10 protein-coding genes are annotated in these 14908 nt (G+C 55.3%); 6 read left to right on the top strand and 4 right to left on the bottom strand.

Annotation, left to right across the window (positions count from 1 at the left end):
* Positions 1–117: 117 nt before the first annotated feature.
* The 3 genes from HVX72_RS01095 to HVX72_RS01085 are packed head-to-tail and all read right to left on the bottom strand — an operon-like array spanning position 118 to position 5050.
* Entirely contained in the window at positions 118–1242 is a 1125-nt protein-coding gene (locus tag HVX72_RS01095) for an ABC transporter permease (RefSeq protein WP_042286658.1), read from the bottom strand.
* Positions 1242–3986, bottom strand: a complete 2745-nt coding sequence (gene rbbA / locus HVX72_RS01090; RefSeq protein WP_181822378.1) for a ribosome-associated ATPase/putative transporter RbbA — start codon at positions 3984–3986, stop codon at positions 1242–1244. Before rbbA ends, HVX72_RS01095 begins: the two co-directional genes overlap by 1 nt.
* A complete protein-coding gene (locus tag HVX72_RS01085) occupies positions 3983–5050 on the bottom strand; it encodes an HlyD family efflux transporter periplasmic adaptor subunit (protein WP_060570202.1) in 1068 nt (355 codons plus the stop codon). The genes rbbA and HVX72_RS01085 overlap by 4 nt, the downstream gene beginning before the upstream one ends.
* A gap of 634 nt (positions 5051–5684) precedes the next feature.
* On the opposite strand from HVX72_RS01085, the gene HVX72_RS01080 reads away from it, so the two are divergent.
* The 5 genes from HVX72_RS01080 to HVX72_RS01060 all read left to right on the top strand — a co-directional run bounded on the left by HVX72_RS01080 (position 5685) and on the right by HVX72_RS01060 (position 11947).
* On the top strand, positions 5685–6638 hold the full coding sequence (locus HVX72_RS01080) for a hydroxyacid dehydrogenase (RefSeq protein WP_042286667.1): 954 nt from the start codon (positions 5685–5687) through the stop codon (positions 6636–6638).
* Positions 6639–6648: 10 nt separating this feature from the next.
* The gene (locus tag HVX72_RS01075) at positions 6649–7347 is read left to right on the top strand and encodes an RraA family protein (RefSeq protein WP_042286670.1); all 699 of its coding nucleotides are present in this window, start codon (positions 6649–6651) and stop codon (positions 7345–7347) included.
* A 65-nt stretch (positions 7348–7412) separates the two neighbouring features.
* Positions 7413–8807, top strand: a complete 1395-nt coding sequence (locus tag HVX72_RS01070; RefSeq protein ID WP_042286947.1) for a DASS family sodium-coupled anion symporter — start codon at positions 7413–7415, stop codon at positions 8805–8807.
* Positions 8808–8818: 11 nt separating this feature from the next.
* Positions 8819–9982 (top strand): metallo-dependent hydrolase, encoded by a 1164-nt coding sequence (locus tag HVX72_RS01065; protein ID WP_042286672.1) that lies wholly within the window; start codon positions 8819–8821, stop codon positions 9980–9982.
* Positions 9983–10063: 81 nt separating this feature from the next.
* On the top strand, positions 10064–11947 hold the full coding sequence (locus tag HVX72_RS01060; protein ID WP_181822377.1) for a sigma 54-interacting transcriptional regulator: 1884 nt from the start codon (positions 10064–10066) through the stop codon (positions 11945–11947).
* Here HVX72_RS01060 and HVX72_RS01055 read toward each other — a convergent pair.
* The gene (locus HVX72_RS01055; protein ID WP_181822376.1) at positions 11937–13145 is read right to left on the bottom strand and encodes an NAD(P)/FAD-dependent oxidoreductase; all 1209 of its coding nucleotides are present in this window, start codon (positions 13143–13145) and stop codon (positions 11937–11939) included. The genes HVX72_RS01060 and HVX72_RS01055 overlap by 11 nt on opposite strands.
* A gap of 230 nt (positions 13146–13375) precedes the next feature.
* Here HVX72_RS01055 and pitA point away from each other — a divergent pair, with 230 nt between their 5' ends.
* On the top strand, positions 13376–14875 hold the full coding sequence (pitA, locus tag HVX72_RS01050; RefSeq protein ID WP_042286680.1) for an inorganic phosphate transporter PitA: 1500 nt from the start codon (positions 13376–13378) through the stop codon (positions 14873–14875).
* Positions 14876–14908: the final 33 nt, after the last annotated feature.

Here is a 14908-nt window from a genome sequence, read left to right as displayed (position 1 = left end):
CCTTTTTGACTTCATCCTTTGACGTCAATTTTATGACAGCATAAAGTGAAGTCAAGCCTCCGCTACCGGGTGCGCTGCGCTTCTCCGGCCTGGCGCAGTTCGCGACCGCAGGCCGGATTACGCCATCGTGCCGATCGTTTTCCGGAAGCGGAACAAGGCGATCAGGAAGAAGGCGCTGCCAATAGCCAGCAGGGTGAGGAACTGCGGCCACACGATGCCAAACCCCGCGCCGCGATAAAGAATCGCCTGCGCCAGCGAGACAAAATGGGTGGTTGGCATGGTCAGCATGATGTCCTGGACCGCCTCCGGCATACTTTCGCGCGGCGTCGAACCGCCGGAAAGCATCTGTAACGGCAACAGCACCAGGATCATTAGCAGGCCCAGTTGCGGCATGGAACGCGCCAGCGTGCCCATAAAGATACCAATGGAAGTGGTGGCGAACAGGCTCAGCGCTACGCCCAGCATAAACAACGGGATCGAACCTTCGATCGGCACGCCGAGCACGCCTTTCACCATCAGCAGCAGCGACAGGCCAGAAACCACCAGCACCACCAGCCCCATCGACCAGACCTTCGCCATCATGATCTCAAACGGCGTAATCGGCATCACCAGCAGGTGTTCAATGGTGCCGTGTTCACGTTCACGGATCAGCGCCGAGCCGGTCAACACAATCGCCAGCATGGTGATGTTGTTAATAATCGCCATTACGCCGCCAAACCACGCCGGGTCAAGGTTCGGGTTAAAACGCATTCGCGTCTCCAGTGAGACCGGCGGCTCGCTGTTGTCGCGATAACGGGCGACAAAACTGTTCACCTCGCCGTTAATGATATTCTGGATATAGCTGTTGCCGGTAAACGCCTGGCTCATCCGCGTGGCGTCAACGTTGACCTGAATATCCGGTTGCCGTCCGGCCAGCACGTCGCGCTGAAAATTGGGCGGAATGTTCACCGCAAAGGTGTAGCGACCCGCGTCCAGCCCTGCGTCCATTTCGTCAGCGGTGATCATTTCCGGCGGTAAAAACCACGGGCGATAAAAGCTGTTCACGATGCGATTCGACAACGGCGATTGATCCATGTCGGCAATCGCAATCGGCGCCAGATGCAGCGAACCGGGTAGCACGGTGGCGGAGGAGTATACCGAGACGGTAAACGCGAAAACGATCAGCGTCAGCATCGCTTTATCACCCAGAAGGCTGCGTAACTCTTTAATGCCCAAATTGAAAATATTGCGTAACCGGCGCATTACCCCTCCTGTTTTTTCAGCAGCAGAATGCTCAGTCCCAACACCAGCGGAATGGCCACCAGCAGCGGCAGGAACTGCGGCCAGAGATCGGCAAGATCCAGCGCTTTCGAAAATGTTCCGCGGGCGATCGTCAGAAAATGGCTGGTCGGGTAGATCTCGCCAATCCACCGGCCTGGACCTTCCAGCGAAGCCACCGGATCGATCATTCCTGAAAACTGGGTGGCCGGGATCAGCGTGATAATGGACGTACCGAAAATTGCCGCAATCTGGCTTTTCATGAACGTAGAAATCAGCAGCCCCATGCCGGTGGCGATGGTGACATATAGCAGCGCCGCGAGGCAGAGCGTCAGAAAACTGCCCTTATGCGGAACGCCAAACACGAACACCGACAGCGCGCAGAGCAGCAGAAAATTGAGCATCCCCAGCGCGATATACGGCAGCTGTTTGCCGAGCAGAAATTCGCTGCGGGTGGTCGGCGTTACGTACAGGTTGATGATTGACCCGAGCTCTTTTTCCCGTACCACGCTCAGCGCGCTGAGCATGGAAGGGATCATCATTAATAGCAACGGGATCACCGCCGGAACAATAGCAGGCAGACTTTTCACGTCCGGGTTATAGCGATAGCGGGTTTCGATGGTCAGTAAACCGGACTGCGTTACGGGCGTTGGCTGGCGGCCCGCCACCTCCTGCAGCCAGCTTTGGTGCATCGCCTGTACATAACCTTTCACCGTCTCGGCGCGGCTCGGCATCGCGCCATCAACCCATACGCCAATGTCCACCGGCGTGCCGCGGGCAATGTCGCGGCCAAAATCAGGCGGAATTTCAATCGCTACCGCCACTTCACCCGCGCGCATTCGCCGGTCGAGATCGTCATAACTGGTAAGCGGTGGTTGTTCAATAAAATAACGGGAACCGGACAGGTTGAGCGTCCACGCCTGGCTGCTGACTGTCTGGTCGCGGTCGAGCACCGCAAAGCGCAGGTTTTCAACGTCCATGCTGATGCCGTAGCCCATGATCAGCATCAGGATCACCGTCCCCATCAGCGCCAGCGTTGAACGAACCGGATCGCGACGCAGCTCCAGCGCTTCGCGACGGCTATAGCTGAACAGACGGCGCAGGCTGAAGCCCTGGCGCGGCGGTTTTTCCTGCTCATGCGTCGTCTTCAGCGGCAACGACGCGTCCGGCGTCGGGGCCGGACCCGACGCTTCCGCCAGCCAGGCAATAAACGCGTCTTCCAGCGTGGCGGCGCCGCGCCGTTCTACCAGTTCCCGCGGTGTGCCGCTGGCCAGCACTTTCCCGGCGTGCATCAGCGACATGCGGTCGCAACGCTCCGCCTCGTTCATAAAGTGGGTGGAGATAAAAATGGTCACTTTGTCGCGACGGGATAAATCGACCATCAGTTGCCAGAACATATCCCTGGCGACCGGATCGACGCCGGAAGTCGGTTCGTCAAGGATCAGCATTTCCGGGCGATGGATCACCGCCACGGCCAGCGACAGGCGTTGACGAATGCCGAGCGGGAGCGACGTCGGCAGGATGTCTTCCACTTCGGTGAGCATAAAGCGTTTGCTCATCTCATTGACCCGCGCCGGGATCTCCGCTTGCGGTATATGAAAAAGGCGGGCGTGCAGCTCCAGATTTTGCCGCACCGTCAACTCGCTGTAGAGTGAAAAGGCTTGCGACATATAGCCGACGCGGCGGCGAGTTTCGATATCCTTCGGATCGACCGGTTGACCAAACAGCCACGCTTCGCCTTCGCTTGCGGGCAGCAGCCCGGTCAGCATTTTCATGGTGGTGGATTTCCCGCAGCCGTTCGAACCGAGAAAGCCAAAAATCTCGCCGCGCGGAATGCGGAAGTTAACGTGATCGACAGCGACGAAATTGCCAAAGCGCATAGTCAACGCTTTCGCCTCTATCGCAATTTCCGCCTGTTCCGCGTCATACGGCGGGATAGTCACCGGTTTGTGGGCCTGCCGCTGCGCCTCGGGTAAAAGGGCGATAAACGCCTGCTCCAGCGAGTCGCTGGCGGTTTGCTCGCGCAACGCCTGCGCGCTGCCGGTTGCCAACACCTCACCCGCGTTCATTGCCACCAGCCAGTCAAAACGTTCAGCCTCTTCCATATAGGCGGTCGCGACCAGCACGCTCATGTTGGTCTGACGCTGGCGAATGCTATCGATAAGGTCCCAGAACTGCGCGCGGGAAAGCGGATCAACGCCGGTGGTCGGCTCGTCGAGAATCAATAACTGCGGGTCGTGGATCAGGGCGCAGCACAGTCCCAGCTTTTGCTTCATGCCGCCCGACAGTTTTCCGGCGGGACGGTCGCGAAACGGCGCCAGCCCGGTGCTGTTCAACAGTTCATTGATACGCGCTTCGCGCTCGGCTTTGCTATGCCCAAACAGGCGGGCAAAAAAGTCGACATTTTCATACACCGACAGCGTGTGGTAGAGGTTTTTTCCCAGCCCCTGCGGCATCCAGGCGATGCGCGGACACACCTCGCGGCGGTGCTTCGGGTCACGCATATCGCCGCCAAGCACCCTCACGTTTCCCTGTTCGATCGCCCGCGCGCCGGAAATCAGCGACAGCAGGCTTGATTTTCCCACCCCGTCCGGGCCAATCAGCCCCACCATGCAGCGGGCGGGAATGTCCAGCGTGATATTGTTCAGCGCGACCGTAGCCCCGTAATGCTGACTCACGCCGTCAAGGTGCGCCACGGGAGGTACAGAAACCTGCGCCAGATGCGTCATTGCGGCAGCCTCACTGCCAGCGACTCAGGCCACGGGAGTTTTTCATCCAGCCTCACCCACGCCATTCCCGGTAGCCCGGTTTTCACATATTCCAGATGCTGTTCGAGCAGTTCCGGTGGGATACGCGCCTTGACGCGAAACATCAGCTTCAGTCGCTCATCGCTCGTCTCAACGGTCTTCGGAGTGAACTGGGCGACGCTGGCGACAAAGCTAATGGTGGCGGGAATACGCAGCGTTGGCGCGGCATCCAGCACCAGTCGCGCTTCGCCGCCAATCTTCAGCAGTCCGGCCTGTTCGGTAGGCAGGAAAAAGGTCATATAAACATCGCTGAGATCGACCATATTCAGCACCCGACCTCCCGCCGCCAGTACTTCGCCCGGTTCCGCCACCCGGTACTGCACCCGGCCATCGCGCGGCGCTTTCAGTTCACTGTCCTCAATGTCGGCGACGATGCGACGTTCGGTGGCCTGCGCGGCTTCCACGCGGGTTTGCGCCTGAATGATGCTGGTACGCGCGGCCTCGATCGCCGCGTTAGCGGCAGAGACCTGCGCTTTTGCCGACTCCAGCGCCGCGCGGGCGCTTTCGGCGGCGGCGCGATCGTCATCCAGTTGCTGCGCCGACACCGCGCCACGCTGGGAAAGCGAGCGTGAGCGAAGGTGTCGATTAGAGACCGAAGCCAGCTCGGCTTCACGCTGTTTCACCACCGACTGCGCGGCGCGGGTTTCGCTCTGTCGCTGCTCAAGAAGCGCCCGCGCGGCGGCAACGGCGCTTTCCGCTTCTTTAATTTGCGCGATGGCTTCCAGCCTTTGCTCCTGCAACACGCGGGTATCCATCTTCGCCAGCACCTCGCCCTGGCGAACAAACTGCCCCTCTTTCACCAGAATAGCGTCAATGCGTCCGGCGATTTTGGTGGCGATATCCACTTCCGTCGCCTCGATCCTGCCGTTACTGGCGGCAAAGCCCTCCGGCACGCCAGCGGGGCGCAGCATCCACCACGCCGCCGCCGCGACCACCACCAGCACGCCTGCCACCCACCACGCCAAATGACGTTTACTCTTGTCCATAATCGACCCGCCATAATCCCTGTCAGCAAACCATGCGTGTTACAACACCCGCCGAACGCGCGTTCAGCGGGATCTTCCTTCCGGGATAAGAAGGAAAGCGAGAAAGTAGCCGTGCGGCATCCGGGCGTCAGCGCGACGCGTGCCGTGAAGGAAAGTGAATGATGGAGAAGTGCGAAAAACGGGTAGTAATGTTGTCATCATCAGCGATCCTGGCCGTAAATGAAACACGCATACTCATAACTACTATCAATAGGATACTAACACCTGCGATTAATAAGTCTATTCAGTAATTCTTGTCAATGACGCCCGTAACGGAATTCACTTATCGCCCTGTATTATCCCGGACTGAACGAAGGCCGTACTCTGGCGGCGCCGCAGGGTGCTGGCATGGACGATGTGATCGCGTTCCATTTCGGATTTCATTCTGCATTTCACCCCCTTTCACTTTGCAAATATCGCTATTTCGGCGGCCAGCCAGAATGTGAAGAACATCACCTGAACAGGTCTCACTCGCCTCACCCATTTAAAAAATAATAGATTATTTTCAATGCATTATAAAAATTCACTGCGTTCTGCAAGGTTATGGCACGCCCTCTGCAATATCACCGGTGTAATCAACACTGGAGATAGTTAAATGACGTACAAAATTTTACTCCCGCAGGAAATCATGGCAGAAGGGAGAGAATATCTGGAAAGCCGCGGTTATGAGCTGATTACCGGCTCAGGCATGGAAGAAGAGGACATTATCCGCGATATCCCGGATTGCGACGGTATTATCGTTCGCCTGTCCAAAATGTCCGATCGCGTCTTTGAAGCGGCTAAAAAGCTGAAGGTGGTCGCACGTCACGGCGCGGGTTACGACACTGTCGATCTTGAATCAGCCAAACGCCACGGCGTGGTGGTTCTTAACGCGCCTATCGCCAACAGCATGTCGGTTGCCGAACTGACGATTTTCTACATGTTGCACTGCTCGCGTAACTTTAAGCTGGTCGAAGAAAAGATGCTTGAAGATTACTACTGGGCCAAACTGCGTACCCCAAAAGTGGAGCTGGATGGCAAAACGCTCGGCCTGATCGGGGTGGGGAATATCGGCTCCCGCGTGGCCCTGAAAGCCCTGCACGGCTTCAACATGAAAGTCATTGCGTACGATCCGTATAAAACCCAGCAGCAAGTGCCGCAGGGCGTCCAGATGACGGATGACTTTGAACGCATCTTTAAAGAGAGCGACTTTGTTTCGCTGCATTGTCCGACCACCGCCGAAACCACCGATTTTGTCGGTGAAAAACAGTTCTCCCTGATGAAACCTTCGGCCTATTTCATCAACACCGCGCGCGGCAAGCTGGTGGATGAAAAAGCGCTCTATCACGCGCTCACCAGTAACACCATCGCGGGCGCAGGCATCGATGTGCTGAAAAAAGAGCCGTTCGACGCCAACGATCCCATTTTTTCACTGAGCAATATCGTGATTGGGCCGCATATCGGCGCCGCCACGATCGAAGCGACCGATCGCGCTTCACTGCATTCCGCCATCGGGATTGATGAAGTCCTGTCCGGTAAAAAACCGTCCTGGCCGGTTCCGGGTTTTTAAGGAGAAAAACATGTCTATTGGCAACCGTATTTTTTTACAACGCCCGCAAGGCAACCCTGAACTGCTCAAAGCGTATGAACAGCTTCCGGCGGCAAATATTGCCGACACCATGAACCGTATCGCGGTACTCGGCAACGGCATAAAGCGTATTTCCGCGCCGAAGAAGCCGATTATGGCAGGGTTTGCTATCACCGTGAAAGCGCGCGCCGGGGATAACCTGATGCTGCATGCGGCGCTGGATATGGCGACGGAAAACGACGTGATTGTGGTCTCTAATGAAGGCGACCGCTCCCGCGCGCTGATGGGGGAGATCATGGTGGCCTACGCGCACTGCTGCAAAAAAATCGCCGGAATTGTGCTCGACGGCCCCATCCGTGATATCGACGCGCTTTCCGTCCTCGACTTCCCGCTCTTTGCTACCGGCGCAAACCCGGCAGGCCCCTTTAAGGAAGGGCCGGGCGAAGTGAATACGCCGATCGCCGTCGGCGGTGTGGCGGTGAATCCGGGCGACCTGATTGTCGGCGACGCCGATGGCGTCATCGTGGTGCCGCTTGGCGACGCCGAAGCGCTGCTGGCGAAAGCAAAAGAGTATTCAAAATTTGACGCAAGTAAGGTCGAAGCGGCTAAAAACGGCGCCGCGAACCGTCAGTGGGTTAAGAAGACGCTTGAAGACAAAGGCGTTGAGTTCATCGACGACACTTACCGTTAATACGAATAAATAATAAAACGCCGCGACGTCTGATGAGCCGCGGCTTTAAAGCAAAGGTAATTAACATGCTTTATTTAAAACTCTTACCCATTATTTTTTTCCCGGTCTTGTTCTGGATAATACCTAATCCTGAAGGCGTTTCCGCCGCCACCTGGCATATGGTGGGGATTTATCTGGCAATGCTGTGCGGTCTGGTGCTGCGCCCGTTTACCGATGCGGTGATCATGCTGATTATTCTGGGGTTCGCGTCTCTGGTGCTCGATCCCGGTCCACTGTTTGCCGGATTCGGCAGTCCGATGGTCTGGTTTATTATCAGCGCCTTTATCATCTGCAAAGCGTTTGTGATCACCGGCCTCGGCAAGCGCATCGCCTATATGCTGCTTAAGCGTTACGGGAAGAATACCCTGACGCTCGGCTATTTGATGATGGTAACCGATACCGTTCTCGCGCCCGCCACCGGCTCAAACATGTCCCGTTCCGGCGGCATCACCTACCCCATTTTCCGCAACATTGCCGAAGCGCTGGGCTCAAAGCCGGATGAGGGCAGCCGCAAAATCGGCGCTTATCTGACTATCCTGATGTATGTCGTCTCAATGGGCACCTCCAGCCTGTTTCTGACCGGGATGGCCACCAACTCAATTACCGTGTCGCTGGCGAACGAAATTATGAAGGTCAACCTGGAATGGATGACCTGGTTTAAGGCCGCCATCGTGCCCGCCGGACTGGTTCTGCTGCTGTCGCCATGGATCCTGTATAAAATCTACGCGCCAGAGTTAAAAACAATCGCCAACGTGAACGACATCGCTGAAAAAGGCCTGCGTGAGCTGGGGCCGGTGAAGCGGGAAGAAAAACTGCTGATCGTCTTTTTCATCCTCGGCGTACTGGGCTGGATGACGGGTTCGCTCACCGGCATCGCCTTTATACCTGTGGGACTGGCTTTCCTTGCCTGTCTGTTGCTGTTTGGCGTTTTAAGCTGGAACGATGTGGTCAGTGAGAAATCCGCCTGGCAAACCTTTGTCTGGTACGGCGCGTTCTATGGCTGCGCGGTGGCGCTGTCAAAGGGCGGTTTTTATGTCTTCCTCGTCGACGTCATCAAAAACTATCTTGATTTGTCGCACCTGAGCGAATTCAGCGCCATCGCGGTGCTGGTGTTTATCAGCCTCGCGGTACGTTACTTCTTCGTCTCTAACAGCGCTTTTGTCGTCTCGTTCTACCCGGTGCTGTTTACTCTTGGCATGACCACCCAGGCGCACCCGATGTATGTGGCGCTGTCTTTAGCGTTTTCAGCAGGCTATGGCGCATTGTTGACCCACTACGGCAACGGCGCGGGGGTTTTCACCTTCTCCAGCGGCTATGTCCCGCAAAAAACCTTCTGGCTGTTAGGTACCATTATGGTGGTGATTAACGTTCTGGTTTACTTCCTGATCGGCATTCCTTACTGGAAATTCATCGGTATTTAAAGGAGATAGCAATGAAACTGGATATTCTGATCAAAAATGGCCTGATTGCCGATGTCGAAAGCAATGAATACCTGAATCGCAGCATCGGGATTATTGGCAACCGCATTGTCGATCTGGATAACGTCGACGCCACCCAGGCGGAAACGGTGATCGATGCCGCTGGCTGTCTCGTCCTGCCGGGTCTGATCGACTTTCATGCCCATGTGTTTCATGGCGGTACGGCAATCAGCGTGAACCCGGATATTATCTGCCTGCCGAATGGCGTCACCAGCGTGGTGGATGCGGGAAGCAGCGGATGGGTGAACTACGCGTTGTTTCGTCACAGCGTGATCGCATCTTCAATGGTAAAGATAAAAAGCTATCTCAACGTGGTGAACGTCGGGCTTTCCACGCTCGGGGGCGGGCCAACCGGTTATCTGGAAAACACCAATCCCGCGAATTACAACGTGGAACGCATTGCCCGGACGCTGGCGGAAAACAGCGACAATATCCTTGGTCTGAAGCTGCGTTACAGCCAGGATATTGCGAAGGGAAAAGCGTACTCCAGCGATCCTTTCCTTACCACCGTCGCGCTGGCGCGTGAGCTGAACACTTCCCTCTGCGTTCATGTTACAGATGCCCTGCTGCCCGCCGATGAGCTGATAGGTCATTTTCAGGCAAACGATATATACGCCCACTGCTTCCACGGTACGGGTCACTCGATACTGAACGCGCAGGGCGAAGTTTACCCGGCGGTGAAACAGGCCAAAAAGCGGGGCGTGATTTTCGACTGCTCCAACGGGGTGGCGCATTTTGACTTCAACGTGGCCAGCAATGCGATGGAGCAAGGTTTTTACCCGGATATCATCAGCACTGACCTGACGCAAAGAAATAGCCTGCGGACGGATAAGGTGTACAGCCTGCTGCATGTAATGTCGAAATATCTCAACATGGGCATGTCATTTTTTGACGTCCTGCGCGCAGTCACCACCACGCCAGCCCGCCTGATGAAAATGGAAGGAGACATCGGCACGTTAAAGCCAGGCGCGTTTGCCGATATTTCCCTTGTGAAGCTACGCAAGGAGCGGATCGTCTTTGAAGATACCCGCGGCGTAAAAATAGAGGGCGATCGGTATATCGATAACTGCGCCACACTCTGCAACGGTCAGATTGTTTATCGTCGTCTTCATTTCTGAGCATTGCCTGTTGAACCTTACACAATGGTTTGTGTAAGGTTCTTTTTATAAATCAGGACGCCAGCCGTAAGTGATGAATAAATGAAGAATAATGAGATTGTTATCTTTTCTGTTTCCAGCACCATCACTCAGCGCATCGCCAATGTGTTAATAGAACGCAAACTGGATATTCCCGTATACGAATTTCATTATTCTGACGTGCTGGAAAAAGCGGATGAGATGATTCGCGCCGGCACAAAAATTATTATCAGCCGCGGTGGCACCGCCGCCCTGTTGCGCAGCAATATGACCATTCCGGTTATCGAGATCGCCCATGATTTTCACGGCGTTTATCGCATCCTGCAGGAAGCCAAACACAAGTCGCAGAAAATCGCCGCTATTGGTTTTCCTCAGTTTTGTAATGCGCTGCGCCATTATCAAAATATGACCAACGAAGAGTTCAAGATCTGCCAGGTCTATAACCATTATGATATTGAAAACGTGGTTAAAAATCTGGCCGAAAATGACTATCAGCTGGTGATTGGCGGCCTGACAGTGGCTGAAATGGCGAAAAAGTACGGCTTAAATGCGGTCATGGGCGATACCGATAATATCTCCATCGAACAAGCCATTAACGAAGCCTGGAGTCTGCTGAAATATATCAATCAGGAAAACACAAAACTGCTAATGAGCCAGTCGGCGCTGAATCAGTCGCGTGAAGGCATTATGTGTATCGACCAGATGGGGGAAGTCATTAGCGTTAATGCCACCGGTATGACCCTGTTTCAGTGCCATCCGGGCGATAAACTCTTCAAAAAAGAGGCGTTTAAAGATCTGTACGGTAGCATTATTAATGAAATAAGCCTCAAGGAACAGCCGACGGAAATTAACGGAAATCTGGTCTACGTCTCGATCAAACATTTTGCCAACCGTCGACACTCGTTTTCGATTATCACCGGTTTAAGCCAGGATAATGCGCTCTGGCATTCCGTGGCGAATAAAAAAAGCAAACTGCGCGGCTTTTCCACGTCGTATCACTTTGACGATATTATCGGCCAGTCGCGGCAAATCCTTGACGTCATTGCGAAAGCAAAGCTGTGCGCCCAACATGATTTACCGGTCAATATCACCGGTGCTACCGGGACGGGGAAAGAGCTTTTCGCCCAGAGCATTCATAACCATAGCGCACGCAGCCATTGTCCTTTTATCGCCATCAATTGCGCGGCCATCCCGGAAAGCCTGCTGGAAAGCGAACTGTTTGGCTATGCCGATGGCGCATTTACCAACGCCCGTAAAGGCGGCAAACCCGGCATTTTCGAAATGGCGAAAGACGGCACGGTGTTCATTGATGAAATCAGCGAAGCGCCGTTATCGGTGCAGGTAAAATTGCTGCGCGTATTACAGGAAAAACAGTTTTCCCGGATCGGCGGCGACTCGTTGATTACCGCCAACTTCCGCCTTATTACCGCCAGTAATAAACCGCTGAAGGCGCAGGTCGACGCGGGTGAATTTCGTCAGGATCTCTGGTACCGCATCAACATTCTCGAACTGGCGTTGCCCGCGCTCCACGAGCGCCCCGGCGACGTCATGCTGATCGTGCAGCACCTGCTGGCGCAGCAAGGCAAAACGCTGATATTTACCCCGGAAGCCCAGGCGTTTTTAAACGCGTATACCTGGCCGGGCAACATTCGTGAGCTGCAGGCGGTGGTTTATCGGCTCGTTGTGTTATTACAAACGGATGTGGTGAGCAAAGCGGATCTTCAGCAGTTGTGCCAGATATCCTCCGTTTCGCCGGAGGAGGTTTCGCGCCTCCACACAAGCGAAATGACGGTGGACGCTACCAACCTGCTTAAGAAACAGGAAAAACAGCTCATTACCCGCGTCATTGAAACCACGGCAGGCGACCGTACCAAAGCCGCGACAATGCTCGGAATAAGCCCCACCACATTGTGGCGTAAGCTTAAAGAACATCGCATCAGCGTTTAGCGTCCTCATGAGACGTTAAATCCTGCGCGCAGGCCCAGGCGCTCGACCACGCCCACTGGAAGTTGTAGCCGCCCAGCCAGCCGGTCACGTCCATCACTTCACCAATGAAGTAGAGCCCCGGTACGTTACGGGCTTCCATCGTCCGCGATGACAGTTCGTTGGTGTCGACGCCGCCCAGCGTCACTTCCGCCGTGCGGTAACCTTCAGTGCCATTTGGCTGTATACGCCACGCGGTGAGGGTGTCGACCAGCGTCTGCTGCTCACGCGCGTTAAGCTGCTTAAGCGAAACGTCGGGGATTTGCCCAAGCTGCTGCAAACATTCCACCAGCCGCTTCGGCAGAAGCATCGCCAGCGTATTTTTCAGGCTTTGATTGGGATGTGCGCTGCGCTGCTCGTTTAAGAAAATGTCGGGATCGGCATCCGGCAGCAAATTAATGGTAACAAATTCGCCAGGTTGCCAGAAGCTGGATATCTGTAAAACAGCCGGGCCTGACAGACCGCGATGAGTGAACAGCAGATTTTCGCGAAAGACGGTGCCGTCCTCGGCGGTAATGACTGACGGCACAGAAACGCCGGAAAGCACCTGAAGCTCCTCCAGCAGGGGTTTATGCAGGGTGAAAGGCACCAGACCTGCACGCGTCGGCAACACCTTCAGGCCAAACTGTTCGGCAATTTTATAACCGAACGGCGTGGCGCCCAGTCCCGGCATCGACAGCCCGCCAGAGGCGATCACCAGTTTTTTTGCGCCAACGTTCATGCCATTCAGCGCCAGCGTATAACCGTCGTTGTCCCGCGTCACGCTCAGCACTTCGCTGCGTAACCGCAGGGTAACATTGCCTTTTTCGCATTCGGTCACCAGCATGTCGACGATTTGCTGCGCGGAGTCATCACAAAAAAGCTGTCCGAGCGTTTTTTCGTGCCATGCGATGCCGTACTTGCCGACCAGATCGATGAAATCCCACTGGGTATAGCGCGCCAGCGCCGATTTGCAAAAATGCGGGTTTTCGCTCAAATAGGCCGCAGGCTCAACATAAAGGTTAGTAAAGTTGCAGCGCCCGCCGCCGGACATGAGGATCTTGCGACCCGGTTTCTTACCGTTATCGATAAGCAGCACCCGGCTCCCCGCCTGTCCTGCCTGCGCCGCACAAAACATACCTGCCGCGCCAGCGCCTATAATAACGGCATCAAACCTTTCCACTTTGCGTTCCTCTCTCAAAACCGGGCGTGAATTGTAAAGTTATCTAAGTGGTCGCACCAGCGCCAAAATCCTCAGTAAGGAGTATTTGTCTGAAATCTATAAGATAATTCTTTAGAGGCAGCTCAGGATGCCGACGTTAAATCAAAAAAAATCTATATTTCACTTTGCCCGCGCCGCCAAAGTCACTGATAATGCGCCGCGTTCATGTCCTCAAGATGGCGTAACGTCCTATGCTACATTTGTTTGCTGGCCTGGATTTACATACCGGGCTTTTATTGTTACTTGCTCTGGCTTTTGTGCTGTTCTACGAAGCGATCAATGGCTTCCATGATACAGCCAACGCAGTCGCAACCGTTATCTACACCCGCGCGATGCGTTCGCAGCTGGCGGTGGTGATGGCTGCGCTGTTCAACTTCTTAGGTGTGCTGCTGGGCGGACTCAGCGTAGCCTATGCCATCGTGCATATGCTGCCGACGGACCTGCTACTCAACATGGGCTCCACGCATGGACTTGCGATGGTCTTCTCCATGCTGCTTGCGGCGATCATCTGGAACCTCGGCACCTGGTACTTTGGCTTGCCTGCATCCAGTTCCCACACGCTGATTGGCGCGATTATCGGTATCGGTTTAACCAATGCCCTGATGACCGGCACGTCAGTTGTCGACGCGCTCAACATCCCGAAAGTTATCGGCATTTTTGCTTCGCTTATCGTCTCGCCGATCGTCGGTCTGGTGGTCGCGGGCGGCCTGATTTTCATTCTGCGTCGTTACTGGAGCGGCACCAAAAAGCGCGCCCGTATCCACTTGACGCCAGCGGAACGTGAAAAGAAAGACGGTAAGAAAAAACCGCCGTTCTGGACCCGTATCGCCCTGATTCTTTCCGCTATCGGCGTGGCGTTCTCTCACGGCGCGAACGATGGTCAGAAAGGCATTGGTCTGGTAATGCTGGTTCTGATTGGCGTCGCTCCGGCGGGCTTCGTGGTGAATATGAACGCCTCAGGTTATGAAATTACCCGTACCCGCGATGCGATCAATAACGTCGAAACTTACTTCCAGCAGCACCCTGACCTGCTGAAAAAAGTGACAGGCGTCGACCAGTTGATTCCTTCCCCGGAACCGGTCGCCACCCAGCCAACGGAATTCCACTGCCACCCGGCAAACACCATCAACGCGCTTGAGCGTGCGAAGGCCATGCTGGCGAACAACGTGGAAAGCTATGACAAACTGAGCGTTGAGCAACGTAGCCAGCTGCGTCGCATCATGCTGTGCATCTCCGACACCACTGATAAGGTGACGAAGCTGCCAGGCGTGAGCACAGACGACCAGCGTCTGCTGAAAAAACTGAAAACCGATATGCTGAGCACCATTGAGTATGCGCCTGTCTGGATCATCATGGCGGTCGCGCTGGCGCTGGGTATTGGTACCATGATCGGCTGGCGCCGCGTGGCGACCACTATCGGTGAGAAGATTGGCAAGAAAGGCATGACCTATGCACAGGGGATGTCCGCGCAGATGACGGCGGCTGTCTCTATCGGTCTGGCCAGCTACACCGGTATGCCGGTTTCCACCACCCACGTACTCTCCTCCTCTGTGGCGGGGACGATGGTGGTTGACGGCGGCGGTTTGCAGCGTAAAACGGTAACCAGCATTCTGATGGCGTGGGTCTTCACGCTGCCAGCCGCGATCCTGCTTTCCGGTACGCTGTACTGGATCTCGCTGAAGCTGATTTAAACATCACTGTGCCGGAGGGCGGCAACGCCTTAT

The organism is Citrobacter sp. RHB21-C05, from assembly GCF_013889015.1.
In the GTDB taxonomy this organism is placed as follows: Bacteria; Pseudomonadota; Gammaproteobacteria; order Enterobacterales; family Enterobacteriaceae; genus Citrobacter_A; species Citrobacter_A sedlakii.
The sequence above is the reverse complement of the archived record's forward strand: the minus strand, read 5'-3'. Positions and strand labels throughout refer to the sequence as shown.

Bases quoted from the DNA above. Each gene is read 5' to 3' on its own strand.
- HVX72_RS01095 (WP_042286658.1), bottom strand. From the start codon at position 1,242: ATGCGCCGGTTACGCAATATTTTCAATTTGGGCATTAAAGAGTTACGC.
- HVX72_RS01065 (WP_042286672.1), top strand. From the start codon at position 8,819: ATGAAACTGGATATTCTGATCAAAAATGGCCTGATTGCCGATGTCGAA.
- HVX72_RS01075 (WP_042286670.1), top strand. From the start codon at position 6,649: ATGTCTATTGGCAACCGTATTTTTTTACAACGCCCGCAAGGCAACCCT.
- HVX72_RS01070 (WP_042286947.1), top strand. From the start codon at position 7,413: ATGCTTTATTTAAAACTCTTACCCATTATTTTTTTCCCGGTCTTGTTC.
- HVX72_RS01080 (WP_042286667.1), top strand. From the start codon at position 5,685: ATGACGTACAAAATTTTACTCCCGCAGGAAATCATGGCAGAAGGGAGA.
- rbbA (WP_181822378.1), bottom strand. From the start codon at position 3,986: ATGACGCATCTGGCGCAGGTTTCTGTACCTCCCGTGGCGCACCTTGAC.
- pitA (WP_042286680.1), top strand. From the start codon at position 13,376: ATGCTACATTTGTTTGCTGGCCTGGATTTACATACCGGGCTTTTATTG.
- HVX72_RS01085 (WP_060570202.1), bottom strand. From the start codon at position 5,050: ATGGACAAGAGTAAACGTCATTTGGCGTGGTGGGTGGCAGGCGTGCTG.
- HVX72_RS01060 (WP_181822377.1), top strand. From the start codon at position 10,064: ATGAAGAATAATGAGATTGTTATCTTTTCTGTTTCCAGCACCATCACT.